The following is a 15,543-nucleotide window of genomic DNA, read 5'->3' on the forward strand; positions in this document are numbered from 1 at the left end:
TAGCCTCCTCGCATGATTCGCGCCGCGACCCCCGACGACGTCCCCGTCATCCACGCCCTGGTCCGTGAACTGGCCGAGTACGAGAAGGCCCCGGAGGAGGCGCGGGCGAGCGAGGAGCAGCTGCGGGAGGCCCTGTTCGGAGAGCGGCCGGCGGCGTTCGCGCACGTCGCCGTGGACGACGCCGGCGGTGGGACGGTCGGGTTCGCGCTGTGGTTCCTGAACTTCTCCACCTGGCGCGGGGTGCACGGGATCTACCTGGAGGACCTGTACGTGCGGCCGGATGCGCGCGGCGGCGGGCACGGACGGGCGCTGCTGACGGAGCTGGCACGCATCTGCGTGCAGCGGGGGTACGAGCGCCTGGAGTGGTCGGTGCTCGACTGGAACCGGCCCGCGATCGGTTTCTACGAGGCGCTCGGTGCGCGTCCGCAGGACGAGTGGACGGTGTACCGGCTCACGGACGGGGCGTTGGCGGCGCTGGGCTCGGGTGACTGATGCCGGCAGGGGCGCCGTCGCCGAGGGCGTCCACGACGCCGGCGATCTCCCGGCCGGGCGCGGTCGGCAGGGCGGGCCGTTCGGGCAGCGGGCCCCGGTGACCGGCGCGCAGGGCGGCGTCGAGCTGATGGACCCCGGCCGCGGCGACCGCGATCCGTACACACAGCGGAAGGACCTCCGACAGCACACCGGGTGCCGCCGCCTGGCCGCCCGCGAGGGCAGACCCCGTCGCCCCGGTTCGTGGCGGGGACGGCCGGGGTGCGCCGGGTGTGACATGGACCGGGTTCTCGCAGGTCGGGGCGGGTTGTCAGTGGCGGCGTGCAGCATGGGGGCATGGCGAGGAGAGCGACGGGCGGCCGTGCGGCGGGCCGGGCAGGGGTGAAGGGTGCGCGACGGCCGGAGCTGAGGCTGCCGCCGCTGGAGCCGTGGCCGGACGGGGAGTTGCGGCCGGACGGGGACTATGACGGGCTGGACTTCCGCGACGCGGACCTCACCGGGCAGGACGGGGTGGGTGCCCGGTTCATGGACTGCGCGCTGACGGGCTGCGCGGTGGACGGTACGGCGCTGGGCCGGGCCAGAGTGCTGGACTCGGTCCTGACCGGGCTGCGCGGGGTGGGCACGCATCTCGCCGAGTCCACGTTCCGGGACGTCGAGCTGATCGACGCCCGGCTGGGCGGCACCCAGCTGCACGGCGCCGTCCTGGAGCGGGTCGTGGTGCGCGGCGGCAAGATCGACTGTCTGAACCTGCGCGAGGCCCGCCTCAAGGACGTCGTCTTCGAGTCCTGTGTGCTGGTCGAGCCGGACTTCGCGGGCGCGAGCCTGGAGCGGGTGGAGTTCGTCGACTGCGTGCTGAGAGAGGCCGACTTCGGCAGTGCGACGCTGAAGGACGTGGATCTGCGCGGGGCCGCTCCGCTGGAGGTCGTGCGGGGGCTGGACCGGCTGTCGGGGGCGGTGATCAGCACGGGGCAACTGCTGGACCTGGCACCGGTGTTGGCGGCGGAGCTGGGGATCCGGGTGGAATGAACCGGCCCGTCCGGGGGCGGCGGCCCCCGGGCCGGCACGCGTCTTTACGGCATCCTCGGGAAGCGGGCCTGCAGGGTCCAGACGGCCGGGTTCTCCGACAGGTCCTCGTGGAGGTCGGTGAGGTCCGCGATCAGATCGTGCAGGAAGTCGCGGGCCTCGCGGCGCAGCGCGGTGTGGGAGAAGGACAGCGGGGGCTCCTCGGCCGGCACCCAGTCGGCGGTGATGTCCACCCAGCCGAAGCGGCGCTCGAACAGCATCCGGTCGGTGGACTCGGTGAAGTCCAGCTCGGCCCGCTGCGGCCGGGCGGCGCGGGAGCCCATCGGATCCCGGTCCAGCCGCTCCACGATGTCGCACAGCGCCCACGCGAAGTCCAGCACCGGCACCCATCCCCAGGCTGTGGACAGTTCCCGGTCCGTCTTCGTGTCCGCGAGATAGACGTCCCCGCAGAACAGGTCGTGCCGCAGCGCGTGGACGTCCGCGCGGCGGTAGTCGGTCTGCGGGGGGTCGGGGAACCGGTTGGAGAGGGCGTAGCCGATGTCGAGCACGGAAGAGATGGTGTCATGCCTGTGTAAGAGCCCCGCCGCATAAGATCACTGACATGTCCAGACCCGTGCGCCTCGTGTCGGCCGTAGCCGTTCTGCTCGCCTTCACAGGCACCGCGTGCAACGGCGGTGTGCACGGCACCCCGGGCGGCTCCGGCGTGCGCGACCCGTACTTCCCGAAGGCCGGTAACGGCGGCTACGACGTCGGGCACTACGACCTCACCCTCGACTACACGCCCGCCACCCGCCATCTGACCGGTACGGCGGTCATCACCGCCCGCGCCACCCAGGACCTGTCCGCCTTCGACCTGGACCTCGCCGGGCTGGACGTCGACTCGGTCACCGTCGAGGGCAGGCAGGCCCGCTTCAACCGCGCCGGCCAGGAGCTCACCGTCCGCCCGCACGACGACCTGAGCAAGGGCGAGACCTTCCGCACGATCGTCCGCTACTCGGGCACCCCGCGCACGCTCACCGACCCCGACGGCTCCGAGGAGGGCTGGCTGCCCACCGCCGACGGCGCCCTCGGCCTCGGTGAGCCCGTCGGCTCCATGGCCTGGTTCCCGGGTGACGACCACCCCTCCGACAAGGCCTCCTACGACATCACCGTCACCGTCCCCAAGGGCTTCCAGGCCGTCTCCAACGGCGAGTTGGCGGACAAGTCCACCAAGGGCGGCCGTGCGACCTACCACTGGCACACGGCCCAGCCCATGCCGAGCTACGTCGCCACGGTCGCCGTCGGCCACTTCGACATCACCCGCAGCACCGGCCCGCACGGGCTGCCGGTCGTCACCGCCGTCGACCCCTCGCAGGAGAAGGCGAGCGAGGAGGTGCTCGCGCAGCTCCCCGGCATCATCAAGTGGGAGGAGATCAACTTCGGGCCGTACCCCTTCTCCTCCACCGGCGCGATCGTCGACCGGCCGGGCTCCGCCGACTACGCCCTGGAGACCCAGAACCGGCCCGTCATCCCCGCCGACCACCTCGCCACCGGCACGCTCGTGCACGAACTCGCCCACCAGTGGTACGGCGACTCGGTCACCCCGGAGTCCTGGCAGGACATGTGGCTCAACGAGGGCTTCGCCACCTACGCGGAGTGGCTGTACCAGGAGGACCACGGCGGCAAGAGCGCCCAGCAGACCTTCAAGGACCTCTACGACGGCGACAACGAGGCCATCTGGGCCTACCCGCCCGCCAAACCCTCGAGCGCCGCCCACATCTCCGACAGCCCCGTCTACCAGCGCGGCGCGATGGTCCTGCAGAAGATCCGGCAGAAGGTCGGTGACGACAGGTTCTACGACATCATCCAGGGCTGGGCCGCCGACCACCGGTACGGCAACGCGAGCACCGCCGACTTCACCGCGTACGTCGAGAAGAAGGCCCCGGGCAAGGACTTCCGCGAGATCTGGAAGGACTGGCTGTACGGCGACCGCAAGCCGGACCACCCGTGACGGGCGGTCCGGCCACCGCGGTGCCGTACCGGTGCGGTTACTTGACGTTGACCGCGGTCCAGGCCGCCGCCACCGCGTTGTACTCCGCGCTGCCCGAGCCGTACAGGTCGGCCGCCGCCCGCAGGGTGCCGGTGCGGGCGCCCGCGTAGTTCGTGGTCGACGTGAAGTACGTGGTCAGGGCCTTGTACCAGATCTGGTCGGCCTTGGCCCGGCCGATGCCGGTGACCGTGGAGCCGTCGTAGGTCGGGGAGTTGTAGGAGACCCCGTTGACCGTCTTCGCGCCGCTGCCCTCGCTCAGCAGGTAGAAGAAGTGGTTGGCGACGCCCGACGAGTAGTGCACGTCGAGGCGGCCGACCGTCTTCGACCAGTAGTCGGCGGAGTGGCCGTCCTTGCTGGGCTTGTCCATGTAGCGCAGCGGGGTGCCGTCGCCGTTGATGTCGATCTTCTCGCCGATGAGGTAGTCACCGGGGTCGGAGGCGTTGTTCGCGAAGAACTCCACCGAGGTGCCGAAGACGTCCGAGGTGGCCTCGTTCAGGCCGCCCGACTCCCGGCTGTAGTTGAGCTTCGCCGTGGCCGCGGTCAGGCCGTGGCTCATCTCGTGGCCGGCCACGTCGAGCGAGGTGAGCGGGTCGGTGTTGTTCGTGCCGTCGCCGTACGTCATGCAGAAGCAGCTGTCGTCCCAGAAGGCGTTGACGTAGGCGTTGCCGTAGTGGACGCGGGAGTAGGCGGCTTTGCCGTCGCCCGCGATGCCGTTGCGGTTGAACGCGCTCTTGTAGAAGTCCCAGGTGACGGCGGCGCCGTAGGCGGCGTCGACGGCGGCGGTCTGCCGGTTGGCCACGGTGCCGTCGCCCCAGACGTCGTCGGCGTCGTGGAAGAGGGTGCCGGTGCCGGACGTACCGCCGTTCAGGTCGTAGGTCTTGTGGCCGCCGCGGCCGCCGTCGATGAGGTCGTAGCCGGAGGCGGCGGGGGTGGAGCCGATCGTGACGGTGCCGCTGTACTGGCTGGTGCCCGTGCCGGTGTCGATGCCCTCGTAGGAGTAGATCTTCTTGCCGGTCTGCGCGTCGGTGACGACGTGCAGCTCGCTCGGGGTGCCGTCGCGCTGGACGCCCTTGACGACGGACTCGTAGGCGAGGACGGGCTTGGCGCCGGCGGCCCAGACGACCTTGCGGGAGGTGGACGCGGTGGCCTTGGCGGTCCCCGCTGCCTTGAGGGCGGTCTTCCTCGCGCTCGCGGGGGAGAGGGCCGCGGTGGTGGTCGGCACGGATATCCGGGCCTGGGTCGCCTTGTCGACGCCCTTGAGCGAGCCGTTCTTCGCCACGTGGGTGACCAGGTCGCCGCCGAGGACGGGGAGCCCGGCGTACGTGCGCTCGTACCGGGTGTGGACGGTGCCGTTCGCGTCCTTGACCACGTCCCGGACGATCAGCTTCTCCTTGGCGCCGAGGCCGAGTTGGCGGGCCGCCGTACCGGCGTGCTGCTGGGCCGACTCCAGGGCGGCGGCGCGTGCCGTGGCGCTGAGCGGGAGGGTGGCGGCGCGGGGGGCGTGCGCGGGGGCGGCGGTGGCGGCGCCGTTCTGCAGCGCGAGGGCGACCATCGCGGCCGAGCCGACCAGGGCGGCGGCGCGCACGGCGGTCTTGCGGGAGGTACGGGAAGCGTGGGGTTGCTGTCTCACTCGATCTCCTTAGGACTGGTCTCCGTGGGGTCGGAGACACAGGTGGGGCACAGGGGATGCACAGAGTTGCGGCGGCGAGGGAGAGGGTGACACCAGGACGGTCCCGTTTGACAGGGCAGCGACAAGACTTTACGTGTTCGTATCCGAAAGGCGAGCTGCGGAATCCGCTATCCGGACGAAACGCGTGGGGTCAACTCCCCAGTACTGCAGCGCACTTGGGGGCGTCGGCGTCACACCTGCGCCCGCGTCGCGGCCGGTGTCGCCCGTGTGTGCCGCAGCCGGTACTCCCGGAGGACGCGGCGGTGGCGGTTCGTCGAGTGGCGGGAATTCGGATTGCACCGTTCCGGATAAGGGCGACACGCCGGGGCTTTCCAAGTGTGGACATGACATCAGTGGGTGCTATTGTCGGCCAGCTTGATCATCTTGCTTACCAATCATGGATCGACGGGGGGCTTCGACATGCCTGAAAACTCGGCATGCCCGCCTCTCGGTATAACGGAGGGGATTCTCATGAAGAGGAAAATGGCCAAGGCGCTCATGGTCGCCGCGGCAGTGCCCGCCCTGCTCGTCTCCACGTCCGGCGCCGCGTCCGCGGACGGCTGGGTGACCTGGAAGAACGTGAAGTCCGGCTATTACCTCACCGCCAATTCCGGCGGCACCGTCAAGGGTGACTGGGCCATGCCCGGTGTGAATGAGAACGACTACCAGTGGTACGACCAGTCCAACGGTGACAGCAGCTACACCGAGTACAACGGCTGGGGCATGTGCCTCGTCGGCTACTACCGGCAGGTGTACACCGAGAACTGCAGCAAGGGCCGCGACCAGTCCAACTGGTGGCAGCGCTGGTACGAGGTCTCGACGAACTCGGGCTGGAAGCTCAAGAACCGCCAGACCGGCTGGATCCTGGACGACGAGGGGCACGGCGGCATCTACGCCAACTCCACCGACTACAACAACTCCAACCAGCGCTGGAAGTAATTGGAGTAAGCGAATCAATTGAAGAGGGCGGGGCCTGCCGAGTCATTCGGCAGGCCCCGCCCTGGCGCTAATGAACAGGCGACGGTCTGTCAGGCGCCGGCCTTGATGATTTTCTCGGCTGATTCCACCTTCCGCTTCTGGGTGCGCCGCGCGTCCTGCAACTGCTTGCTCCGCTGCTCGATGATCTCCCGCTCATAGGCGGCGGAAACCAGGGCGGCGGTCTGCACGTACTGTGCCTTCCGCTTGCATTCGACGTCCGTGACGGCGGCCGCGATCTCGGCGGGGGAGGGCGGCGGCAGGGTCGCCCCCTTGGGGACGGGCAGGCCCTTGCCGAGCAGGTTCCGGTCGTGCGCGGGGGCCAGCGGGTTGGCGTAGTCGTAGCCGGCCTTCTTCATACAGGCGCTCCACCGGGAGACCGTGGCCATGACCCGGCTGTCCCGGAAGGTGGCGCTCAGCGTCTGCGACCTCAACTGCTGGACGACCATGAACAACGTCTCCGGGTTCTTGCCGCCGAGTTTCGTGCGCGCCTTCCCCTCGCATCCCAGCTTGCCGCTCTTCGGGTCGTCGAAATAGGCGCGCTTCACCGCCGGAGCGATCTCGTCGCCGGCCCCCTGGCCGCTCGCGGGCTTCGGCTCCGGGGACGGCTCCCGGTACCCGTAGACCTTGACGGCCTTCATGTCCATCACGCCGTAGACCACATAAGGGGCCGGCGGCTCGGGTCCGTCGTCCAGCACGAGCGCCTTGGGGAGTTTCAGCCCCTGGTCCCGCATGCACCGCTCGGCGAGGACGTTCTCGGCGCGGACGATCGTCCGCTCGTCCTTCACCGAGACATACGCGTCCAGGGGCAACGTCATCGACCCGTCGGGCCGGACGGTCGCACCACCGCCCTTGAAATCGACCGGCTTGGAGGGATCGCCGCCCGACGCCGGGACAAGAGGCGGAATCGACGGCTCCGTCCCCGAAAAGCCCGGCGGAGCGGGCTTCTTCGCCGCATCGCCGTTGCCCTGGCCCGAGGAGCTGTCGCATCCCCCGACCGCGACGACGGCCATCAGCACTGCACCGGCCACCCACAGGGGCCTGGATTCACGTATCGCTCTCATCATCCCGAAATCGATCAGAAGTGATCGGACAAGGCCGGGGGTGATGGGTGCCGGGCTCACGGCGCGGTCACCACGGTGACCGAGCCGGTCACCGGAGTCCGCGTCCGCGAAGACGCCCTGTCCAGTCAGGTCCGCACGCCCGGCGAAAGCGCCGGATCGCCCCCCGAGCAGACCCATGAGCGCCGATTCTGTCAGACGTCCGCCCCTCCACGAGACGCCCGGACGATCAAGGCCCCGCACGTGTCGGAGCCCCCGGCCGGAAGGCCGGGGGCTCCTCGAAGGGTTCACTGCCGGGGCAGGATCGCTCAGACGTTCACACCGAAGTCCTGGGCGATGCCGACCAGGCCCGAGGCGTAACCCTGGCCCACCGCGCGGAACTTCCACTCCGCGCCGTTGCGGTACAGCTCGCCGAAGACCATGGCCGTCTCGGTGGCGGCGTCCTCGGAGAGGTCGTAGCGGGCGATCTCGGCGCCGCCGGCCTGGTTGACGATCCGGATGTAGGCGTTGCGGACCTGGCCGAAGTTCTGGCCGCGGTTCTCGGCGTCGTAGATGGAGACCGGGAAGACGATCTTGTCGATGTCGGCCGGGAGCGCGGCCAGGTTGACGTTGATCGCCTCGTCGTCACCCGCGCCCTCGCCCGTGCGGTTGTCGCCGGTGTGGACGATGGAGTTGTCCGGGGTCTGCTTGTTGTTGAAGAACACGAAGTGCGCGTCCGAGTAGACCTTGCCCTGGCCGTTCACCGCGATGGCGGAGGCGTCCAGGTCGAAGTCCGTGCCGGTGGTGGTGCGGACGTCCCAGCCGAGGCCCACGGTGACGGCGGTCAGGCCCGGAGCCTCCTTGGTGAGCGAGACGTTGCCACCCTTGGACAGGCTTACAGCCATGTTGGGAGTCCCTTCCCTTGGTATCTGCGTATCTGTGCCGATGAACTTGCCGATGAAGCTACCGTCACCCGGGAAAACGTCGAGGGGGGTCCCGTTGGTTCCGGATCCCTTTACCTTTTTTACCAAGTCGGAAATCCAGGTGACGTGGACCGGGCGCGACCGGGAACATGGAACGCATGTCTGGTCCCTACGTCATCCGTGGCTCCGTCTCGCTCCCCGAGGCCGAGCTGATGTGGCGTTTCTCCAGGTCGTCCGGGCCCGGCGGACAGCACGTCAACACCAGTGACTCGCAGGTGGAGCTGCGCTTCGACCTCGCCGGCACCGACGCCCTCCCTCCGGTGTGGAAGGAGCGGGCGCTGCAGCGGCTCGCGGGCCGGCTGGTCGACGGAGTGGTGTCCGTACGCGCCTCCGAGCACCGCTCCCAGTGGCGCAACCGCGAGACCGCCGCCGTACGCCTCGCCTCCCTCCTCGCGGAGGCCAGCGCGCCCCCGCCCAAGCCGCGCCGGCCGACCCGGATCCCGCGCGGCATCAACGAACGCCGGCTGCGGGAGAAGAAGCAGCGCTCGCAGACCAAGCAGGGCCGCTCGGGCCGCGACTGGACGTGAGTCCGATGACGGTGTGAGACGCGAAGACGGGTGGGCCCGTCACATCCGTGGTCCGGCGTTCGTCAGTGAGGCAGAGGACCACCGAGGGTGACGGAGAGGCCGGGCACACGATGAGCGACAACGGGCAGCACCGCGACGAAGATCTTCTCGCCGAGCGGTTCGAGGCGTACCGGGGGCATCTGCGGGCCGTCGCCTACCGGATGCTGGGCTCGGCCGCGGAGGCCGAGGACGCGGTGCAGGAGGCGTGGTTCCGGCTGAGCCGGTCCGACACCGGTCACGTGGGCAACCTCGGGGGCTGGCTGACGACCGTCGTCGGCCGGGTCTGCCTCGACATGCTCCGCTCCCGCCGCTCCCGCGGTGAGGAACCCCTGGACACCTGGCACCCGGGAGCCTCCGCCGCACCGGACCCGGCACAGGACGCCGTGCTCGCGGACTCGGTCGGGGTGGCGCTGCTCGTCGTCCTCGACACGCTCTCGCCGGCCGAGCGGCTCGCGTTCGTGCTGCACGACCTGTTCGGGGTGCCGTTCGAGGAGGTCGGCGGCATCCTCGGGCGCAGTCCGGCCGCCGCGCGGCAGCTGGCCAGCCGGGCGCGGCGCCGGGTGCGGGGCGCGGAGGCGCCGGAGGCCGACCTGGTCCGGCAGCGGGAGGTGGTCGACGCGTTTCTGGCGGCGGCGCGGGACGGTGACTTCGACGGGCTGCTGGCGGTCCTCGACCCGGACGTGCTGGCCCGCAGCGATGCCGGTACGACCATCGGGGCGGCCGGCGTCGCCTCCGGCGCGCGGAGTTTCGCCCATCTGGCCCGCGTGGCGCGTGCCGCGCTGGTCGACGGGGTCACGGGGCTGGTCGTGGACGCCGACGGCCGTCCGGAGCGCGCCCTGAAGTTCACCTTCGTCGCCGACCGGATCGCGTCCATCGACATCGTGACGAATCCGGACCGGTTGGCGGAGCTGACGATCGAGCAGGTCTAGGGAGTCCGGCGCGCGGTGCCGGTCGTCGGACCGGGGCGGGTGCCGACGTGGGCGCGGGGAACTGCGCGAGCAACCACGACGGCCCCGCGGTCGGCTGATGGCCGCGACCCCGGACGGTGCTGCCCCACGGCCTCGCACCCGCTTCCTCCCCGCCTCGCCCGCGTCTCATCCTTGCCTCACACCCGCCGCACCCCCACCGTCTCACCGCCGTCGACCTCCCCCGTCGGCCGGAAGCCCAGGCCCAGGTAGAAGCCCTCCGGGCCGCCTGCGCCCGGGTGCCAGCAGACGTACATCTCCGTCTCGCCCCGGCCGCGGATCACGTCGGCCACGGAGTCGACGGCGAAGCGGCCGTAGCCCCGCCCCTGCGCGTCCTCGGCGATGTTGAGGCGCCACAGCCCCGAGCGGCGCGCGCTGCCGTCGCCGTACCAGTCGATGCCGAGGAAGGCCATCAGGAAGCCGACCGGGCGGTCGTCGTCGACGATGAGCCGGGGCCAGGCCACGCCGGCGGGGTGGACGTACGCCTCGGCGAGGGACTGCACGACCGGCCGGACCGCGTGTTCCTGGTCGGGGCGGATCCGGATGCCGATCGCGGCGTCGAAGTTCGCGGGTGTGACTTCTTCCAGACGAGGTGTCATGCGGGCACCGTAGGCACGCGGTTCACCCCCCGGCCACGCGATTTCGGGGGCTCAGCCCACGTGCCGGTACCGGCCGCGGAAGTACAGCAGCGGGCCCCCCTCCGCGCTCGGTACCCGCGCGGTGAGGACACGGCCGATGACGAGGGTGTGGTCGCCGGCCGCCACCCGCTGCTCGGTGCGGCACTCCAGGGTGGCCAGCGCACCGCCCACCAGCGGCGCGCCGGTGGCCTCGCCGCGGACGTAGGCGATGTCCTCGAAGAGCAGACGGTCGCTGATGCGGCCCTTCATGGCGAAGCGGCCCGCGATGTGCCGCTGGCTCTCGGCGAGCACCGACACCGCCCACAGGGGCTGCTCGTCGAGCAGGTCGTCCATGCGGGAGCCCTCGCGCAGGCTGACCAGGACCAGCGGCGGGTCGAGGGAGACGGACAGGAAGGCGGTGGCGGTCATGCCGACGTCCTCCATGCCGGGCGCGCCCGGGTCGTCCGGATCCAGCGGCGGCTCCTGCGCGGTCACCAGGACGACCCCGGCGGCCAGTCGGGACATCGCGGCCCGGAACTCGTCGTTGCTCACCCCCTCAGCATGCCCGGAAGCTGCGGTGGCGGTGGGTGAGGGAGTCTTCAGCACGCCGGAAACGCTAGTCTCCGCCCTGCGCGGGCCGCATCGGGCCACGGCCCGAGCCGGGTCCTAGGACCAACGGACGACCGCTGTGTGCATGATGTGAACAGACCCCTGAAGCTTGCGTTCAGTAAGCGCACGGGGAAATCGCAGAAACCCCACTCAATTGTTCACGTTCTCCTGTGACTTGAGTCACAAGAGGCAGGAATTGTTGACCCTGTGTACCGAGTGGGCAGCGCGCTGTGATTCAGTGGCGGGGAAACTGGAACAGCACCGTAAGCGGCACCCTGAAGAAGCGCCGACGACAACCCTTGATTCGCTGCGAGGTCTCGGGGGGAGGGCGAGCATGGAGACCGAGTCGGAGCCGTATGTCCGTCTTGCGTCCCTGCGACAGCTGCACCAGGTCATGGCCGACATGAACACGGCACGCAGCCTGGCGGACACACTGCAGACCGTCTCCGACGGCGCCACGCACGCCCTCGGGTACGAGATGGCGTGCGTGAACCTCGTACGCCCGGACGGCGATCTCGTCGTCGCCGCGTTCTCCGGCAACTCCGCCGCCGAGGCCCTGATCACCGGCCGGGTCGGCTCCCGCGAGTCCTGGGAGCGGCGGCTGGACATGGGCGAGCGCTGGGGCGACCTGGTCTTCATACCGCACACCGAGGGCTGGGTCCTCGACGACGACGACGTCCCCCAGTGGTACACCGACGGCCCGGCCCCCCGCTTCGAGGACGAGTGGCACCCCTCCGACCGCCTCTTCGCCCCCATGTACACCCCGGGGGTGCAGGGCGGTTCCCGCGGCGAGCTGCTCGGGGTGATCTCCGTCGACCGGCCGCGCAACGGCCGCCGGCCCGGCGCCTGGGGCCGCGAGGCCCTGCAGATGTACGCCTTCCAGGCCGCCATCGCGATCAGCAACGCGCGTCTACGGGCGAACATGCAGCGCGCCCTGGTCCGCCTGGAGCGCGAGCAGCAGGCCCTGCGCGCCAGCGAGGAATCCTTCCGGCAGGCCTTCGAGTACGCCCCCTCCGGCATGGCCATCGCCGAGATGGGCGGCGACCAGCACGGCCGCATCCTGCGCACCAACGACGCCCTGTGCCGCCTCCTGGGCCGCCCCGCCTCCGCCATGCGCCGCTACTCCTTCTCCGACCTCGTCCACCCCGAGGACATCGGTACGCTGCTGCGCACCTCGGCGGAGGGCGGCCGCGCGGAACTGCGCCTGGGCCGCCGCGACGGCACCTACGTCTGGGTGTCCCTCCGCAACTCCGTCGTCGCCGACGCCGCCGACGGCCCCCGCTTCCTCCTGACCCACGTCGAGGACATAGAGGAGCGCAAACGCCGCGAACTGCAGCTCGCCCACCGCGCCTCCCACGACTCCCTGACCGGCCTGCCGAACTCCGCCGAGCTGCGCTCGCGGCTGTCGGCCCGGCTGTGCCGGCGCCCCGCCCACACCGGCGACCTGGAGTCCCTGGACGCGGCCTACGGCCACCCGGCCTTCGACGCGCCCGCGGCCCACGGCTTCGACTACCGGCCGGGGGCGGAGGCGTACGACGCGTTCGACCACCACGTCCACACGGTCGCCCCGGAGGACGACCGCGACGACGGCACCAAGGGCCTCGCGGTCCTCTTCTGCGACCTCGACGGCTTCAAGTCGATCAACGACCGCTTCGGCCACAACGCGGGCGACGCGGTCCTGATCGAGGTGGCAAGGCGGTTGTCCCGGGGTGTCCGCGACGGCGACACGGTGGCCCGCCTCGGCGGCGACGAGTTCGTGATCCTCGCCGACGGCCTCGGCCGGGCCGACGCCCAGGACCTCGCCGTACGGCTGCGCAACGAGATCATCCAGCCGATCCGGGCCGAGGGCCGGGCCGTCCGGGTGGGCGCGAGCTTCGGTATCGGCTGGGCGCACTGCGGCATGACGGCGGACGAAGTGTTGAAGTCAGCCGACGAGCGTATGTACGTAGAGAAACGATCTCGTCCCAAACAGCACCGACGCGCCGGTTGATCCCCAGGTCAGGGACCTGATGCGATTCGAGTCACCCGTTTGGCTCAGTCAGAGCGGGTAGGCTCGCTGTTCCATGCCCCTTATCGCATCCACCCGCACCCGCTGAGGAGACCAAGGGATGACGCCCGGCGAAAACGGCCCGAGCACGCCCGAGGACGACGACCCGTTCGGCTATCTGTACGCCGACGGCCAGGCCAGAGGAGCCCAGCCGCCGTCCGGCGGTTACGGCTACCCGAACTCGGTCAGCAGGGTGCGTACGGTCGGCGAGCGCCAGTACGGCCAGCAGCCGCAGTACGGCCCGCCGACCGTGCCGCAGCAGCAGGGCGCGTACGGCCAGCCGAACGCCCACTACCAGGCCCCGGAGACGCTGCCCGGCGGTGCCCCGGCCAGCCGCCAGCCGGTACCGCCGGCTCCCGGCCGCCGCGGCCCCAACACCAAGGGCCTGCTGATCGGCGCGATCGCGGTGGTCGCCGCGGTGGTCGTCGGCATCGGCGCCGCGATGATCAGCGGCAACGACGACAAGAAGACCGACAACCAGGCGGGCACCACCCCGACCCAGTCCCAGAGCCACGCGCCCAGCCCGTCGGCGAGCAACTCCACGACACCGGGGGAGCTGCCGAAGACGGACGCGAGCGCGCTGCAACTCGGGCCCGGTGTGACGACGGCGTCGGACGTCAAGGGCGCGCAGGCCAAGGGCGGGACCTACGTGACAGGCTTCAACCACGTGGGTGCGACGGTCACCTGGACGGTCAACAACGTGGAGAAGGCCGGCACCTACCGGCTGTACCTGCGCTACGGCATCCCGGGCGTGGATGCAGACGCGACCCTCGTGGTCAACAGCAAGGTGGACCCGCGGCCGATCCAGATGAAGAACTTCGCTGGCGGCACGCCCGAAGGCGACTGGGAGAAGGGCTGGAAGACCACCTGGTCGAACGTGAACCTGATCAAGGGCACGAACACGATCCAGATCGCCTGCCAGAACGGCAACCAGTGCAACGCGAACCTCGACCAGTTGTGGCTGGCCAACGGCTGAAAGGGTCCCGGGCCATCCTGGTGACGGTCCGGGACCCTTTCAGCTCCTCGCGCAGCGCGAGGTCGAACTCGTCGGCGACGCGACACTAACGCCCGTAGACTCCGATCCCCGTCACGGTGCCATGGGTGTTGTCCGAGTAGGTGTGCGGCTTGAGGGTGACCAGCCGGGTGCCGACGTCGCAGCCGGTGCCGGGGGTGATGTGCCAGAACTCGATGGTGTAGGGCGTCTGGTTCGAGACGGACCGGACAGCCCAGAAGGGCTCGCAACCGGGCGTTACCGAGAGGACGTGCCTGGTTCCGGTCCTGTTCGTCCCCGACCATCCGCAGACCTTCCCTTGCGGGCAGGTCTTGGGATCAGCCGCCGCAGCCGGTGTGGCAAAGGCGCCGCCCAGCAGTACGCCGGCTACAGCCACCGTCGTCAGGCTTTTCGTGAGCATGCTCATATGGGGTTCCCCCTCCGGCTTTCGCTACTGGTCGATGTAGCGAACGGGTGATCTACCCATCATCCAGCCGATGTGAGGCGGGAGGGCCGATTTTCGGTCAAACGTCGACCGCGCGAGGCGCATCACGCCGCGCTGACCACCCTGGTCACCGCCACCCGCCCCCGCAGTTCCTCGTACCCCGCAGGATCGAATTCGCCGGCGGCAGCTGCTCGTACGGTCGCGGCCGACAAGGCGGTCGCGCGGATCAGGCGGTCCGGCCACGGGAGTTGTTCGACGAGTCCGCTCAGCAGGCCCGCCACCGCCGAGTCCCCCGCGCCCGTCGGGTTGCCGTGGACGCGGGCCGGTGGGGTGGCGCGCCAGCGGCCCTCGGGGGTGACGGCCAGGAGGCCCTGGGCGCCGAGGGAGGCCACGACCGTGTGGGCGCCGCGGCGGCGGGCGTCCTGGGTGGCGCGCAACGGATCGTGCGAGCCGGTGAGTTCGGCCAGTTCGTCGGCGTTCGGCTTGATGAGGTCCGGGCGGGCGGCCACCCCGCGGCGCAGGGGTTCGCCGCTGGTGTCCAGGAGGACGGGGACGCCGGCCGATCGTGCCGTGCGGACCAGGTTCGCGTACGCGCCGACCGGGACGCCCGGGGGCAGGCTGCCGCACAGGGCCACGGCTGAGGCGCCGGGCAGCAGTTCCTCGTAGCGGTCGAGGAAGGAGCCCCACTCGGTGGGCGCTATCTGCGGGCCCGGCTCGTTCAGCTGGGTGGTGTCACCCGAGAGTTCGTCCACGATCGCGATCGTGCGCCGGGTCGCGCCGGCGACCGGGACCAGCGCGTCCGTCAGGCCGGGCGTGTCGGCCAGCCGGTCGCGTATCGCCCGGCCGGTGCCGCCGCCCGCGAACCCCGTGACCGTCACCTCGTGGCCGAGGGCGGCCAGTACGCGGGCCACGTTCAGGCCCTTGCCGCCCGGCCGCTCGACGACCTCCGAGACCCGGTGCGAGGCGTGCGGCTGCAGCGACCGCACGCGATAGGTGAGGTCGAGAGCGGTGTTCAGCGTGACCGTGAGGATCACCCGGTCCGACCTCCCTCGAAGTCCTTTGCGCCTGCCGTCGCGCCTGTCATCGGTTTCCGGG

Annotated in this window: 16 protein-coding genes and 1 pseudogene; 8 read left to right on the top strand and 9 right to left on the bottom strand. The window is 70.6% G+C overall.

The features are described 5' to 3' along the window. Positions 1 to 12 precede the first annotated feature (12 nt). Positions 13 to 492 (top strand): N-acetyltransferase family protein, encoded by a 480-nt coding sequence (locus ACWC94_RS00690; protein WP_450794158.1) that lies wholly within the window; start codon positions 13 to 15, stop codon positions 490 to 492. A gap of 13 nt (positions 493 to 505) precedes the next feature. On the opposite strand, the pseudogene ACWC94_RS00695 reads toward ACWC94_RS00690, so the two are convergent. Then, a pseudogene (locus ACWC94_RS00695) lies at positions 506 to 652 on the bottom strand (alcohol dehydrogenase catalytic domain-containing protein); the annotation flags it as partial. 173 nt (positions 653 to 825) lie between these two features. On the opposite strand from ACWC94_RS00695, the gene ACWC94_RS00700 reads away from it, so the two are divergent. Next, positions 826 to 1,515, top strand: coding sequence for a pentapeptide repeat-containing protein (locus ACWC94_RS00700; RefSeq protein ID WP_450794159.1), 690 nt, complete (start codon positions 826 to 828; stop codon positions 1,513 to 1,515). Between the two features lie 44 nt (positions 1,516 to 1,559). Here ACWC94_RS00700 and ACWC94_RS00705 read toward each other — a convergent pair whose 3' ends face one another. Further along, positions 1,560 to 2,060 carry a hypothetical protein gene (locus tag ACWC94_RS00705; protein ID WP_450794160.1) on the bottom strand — a complete coding sequence of 167 codons (501 nt, stop codon included), beginning with the start codon at positions 2,058 to 2,060 and terminating at the stop codon, positions 1,560 to 1,562. 53 nt (positions 2,061 to 2,113) lie between these two features. Here ACWC94_RS00705 and ACWC94_RS00710 point away from each other — a divergent pair, with 53 nt between their 5' ends. Continuing rightward, a complete protein-coding gene (locus ACWC94_RS00710) occupies positions 2,114 to 3,502 on the top strand; it encodes a M1 family metallopeptidase (RefSeq protein WP_450794161.1) in 1,389 nt (462 codons plus the stop codon). Between the two features lie 37 nt (positions 3,503 to 3,539). Here the strand turns inward: ACWC94_RS00710 and ACWC94_RS00715 are convergent, their stop codons facing one another. After that, positions 3,540 to 5,093: a M4 family metallopeptidase gene (locus tag ACWC94_RS00715; RefSeq protein ID WP_450794590.1), complete on the bottom strand. Its 1,554-nt coding sequence runs from the start codon at positions 5,091 to 5,093 to the stop codon at positions 3,540 to 3,542. Positions 5,094 to 5,681: 588 nt separating this feature from the next. On the opposite strand from ACWC94_RS00715, the gene ACWC94_RS00720 reads away from it, so the two are divergent. Continuing rightward, entirely contained in the window at positions 5,682 to 6,149 is a 468-nt protein-coding gene (locus ACWC94_RS00720) for a hypothetical protein (protein ID WP_450794162.1), read from the top strand. Between the two features lie 89 nt (positions 6,150 to 6,238). Here ACWC94_RS00720 and ACWC94_RS00725 read toward each other — a convergent pair whose 3' ends face one another. Beyond that, on the bottom strand, positions 6,239 to 7,216 hold the full coding sequence (locus ACWC94_RS00725; protein WP_450794163.1) for a hypothetical protein: 978 nt from the start codon (positions 7,214 to 7,216) through the stop codon (positions 6,239 to 6,241). A 338-nt stretch (positions 7,217 to 7,554) separates the two neighbouring features. Next, positions 7,555 to 8,130 (bottom strand): TerD family protein, encoded by a 576-nt coding sequence (locus ACWC94_RS00730; protein WP_031170907.1) that lies wholly within the window; start codon positions 8,128 to 8,130, stop codon positions 7,555 to 7,557. A gap of 167 nt (positions 8,131 to 8,297) precedes the next feature. On the opposite strand from ACWC94_RS00730, the gene arfB reads away from it, so the two are divergent. Beyond that, positions 8,298 to 8,735: an alternative ribosome rescue aminoacyl-tRNA hydrolase ArfB gene (arfB, locus tag ACWC94_RS00735; RefSeq protein WP_450794164.1), complete on the top strand. Its 438-nt coding sequence runs from the start codon at positions 8,298 to 8,300 to the stop codon at positions 8,733 to 8,735. A gap of 110 nt (positions 8,736 to 8,845) precedes the next feature. Beyond that, positions 8,846 to 9,703, top strand: a complete 858-nt coding sequence (locus tag ACWC94_RS00740; protein ID WP_450794165.1) for a sigma-70 family RNA polymerase sigma factor — start codon at positions 8,846 to 8,848, stop codon at positions 9,701 to 9,703. A gap of 176 nt (positions 9,704 to 9,879) precedes the next feature. On the opposite strand, the gene ACWC94_RS00745 is transcribed toward ACWC94_RS00740, so the two are convergent. Beyond that, positions 9,880 to 10,338: a GNAT family N-acetyltransferase gene (locus ACWC94_RS00745; protein ID WP_450794166.1), complete on the bottom strand. Its 459-nt coding sequence runs from the start codon at positions 10,336 to 10,338 to the stop codon at positions 9,880 to 9,882. Positions 10,339 to 10,389: 51 nt separating this feature from the next. Then, positions 10,390 to 10,962: a flavin reductase family protein gene (locus tag ACWC94_RS00750; protein ID WP_450794167.1), complete on the bottom strand. Its 573-nt coding sequence runs from the start codon at positions 10,960 to 10,962 to the stop codon at positions 10,390 to 10,392. Positions 10,963 to 11,299: 337 nt separating this feature from the next. Between ACWC94_RS00750 and cdgB the strand changes: the two genes are divergently transcribed. Together cdgB and ACWC94_RS00760 are read left to right on the top strand one after the other, a co-directional pair. Further along, positions 11,300 to 12,955, top strand: a complete 1,656-nt coding sequence (gene cdgB, locus ACWC94_RS00755; RefSeq protein ID WP_450794168.1) for a diguanylate cyclase CdgB — start codon at positions 11,300 to 11,302, stop codon at positions 12,953 to 12,955. 118 nt (positions 12,956 to 13,073) lie between these two features. Beyond that, positions 13,074 to 13,988, top strand: coding sequence for a carbohydrate-binding protein (locus tag ACWC94_RS00760; RefSeq protein ID WP_450794169.1), 915 nt, complete (start codon positions 13,074 to 13,076; stop codon positions 13,986 to 13,988). 85 nt (positions 13,989 to 14,073) lie between these two features. On the opposite strand, the gene ACWC94_RS00765 is transcribed toward ACWC94_RS00760, so the two are convergent. Further along, positions 14,074 to 14,430, bottom strand: a complete 357-nt coding sequence (locus ACWC94_RS00765) for a peptidase inhibitor family I36 protein (RefSeq protein ID WP_450794170.1) — start codon at positions 14,428 to 14,430, stop codon at positions 14,074 to 14,076. A 122-nt stretch (positions 14,431 to 14,552) separates the two neighbouring features. After that, a complete protein-coding gene (locus ACWC94_RS00770) occupies positions 14,553 to 15,482 on the bottom strand; it encodes a 1-phosphofructokinase family hexose kinase (protein ID WP_450794172.1) in 930 nt (309 codons plus the stop codon). Between the last annotated feature and the right edge of the window lie 61 nt (positions 15,483 to 15,543).

This window comes from Streptomyces sp. NPDC001135, assembly GCF_053598395.1.

Excerpts from the sequence above, each read along its gene's own strand:
- ACWC94_RS00690 (WP_450794158.1), top strand. The coding sequence starts at position 13 with ATGATTCGCGCCGCGACCCCCGACGACGTCCCCGTCATCCACGCCCTG.
- ACWC94_RS00700 (WP_450794159.1), top strand. The coding sequence starts at position 826 with ATGGCGAGGAGAGCGACGGGCGGCCGTGCGGCGGGCCGGGCAGGGGTG.
- ACWC94_RS00710 (WP_450794161.1), top strand. The coding sequence starts at position 2,114 with ATGTCCAGACCCGTGCGCCTCGTGTCGGCCGTAGCCGTTCTGCTCGCC.
- ACWC94_RS00715 (WP_450794590.1), bottom strand. The coding sequence starts at position 5,093 with ATGGTCGCCCTCGCGCTGCAGAACGGCGCCGCCACCGCCGCCCCCGCG.
- ACWC94_RS00720 (WP_450794162.1), top strand. The coding sequence starts at position 5,682 with ATGAAGAGGAAAATGGCCAAGGCGCTCATGGTCGCCGCGGCAGTGCCC.
- ACWC94_RS00730 (WP_031170907.1), bottom strand. The coding sequence starts at position 8,130 with ATGGCTGTAAGCCTGTCCAAGGGTGGCAACGTCTCGCTCACCAAGGAG.
- arfB (WP_450794164.1), top strand. The coding sequence starts at position 8,298 with ATGGAACGCATGTCTGGTCCCTACGTCATCCGTGGCTCCGTCTCGCTC.
- ACWC94_RS00740 (WP_450794165.1), top strand. The coding sequence starts at position 8,846 with ATGAGCGACAACGGGCAGCACCGCGACGAAGATCTTCTCGCCGAGCGG.
- ACWC94_RS00745 (WP_450794166.1), bottom strand. The coding sequence starts at position 10,338 with ATGACACCTCGTCTGGAAGAAGTCACACCCGCGAACTTCGACGCCGCG.
- cdgB (WP_450794168.1), top strand. The coding sequence starts at position 11,300 with ATGGAGACCGAGTCGGAGCCGTATGTCCGTCTTGCGTCCCTGCGACAG.
- ACWC94_RS00760 (WP_450794169.1), top strand. The coding sequence starts at position 13,074 with ATGACGCCCGGCGAAAACGGCCCGAGCACGCCCGAGGACGACGACCCG.
- ACWC94_RS00765 (WP_450794170.1), bottom strand. The coding sequence starts at position 14,430 with ATGAGCATGCTCACGAAAAGCCTGACGACGGTGGCTGTAGCCGGCGTA.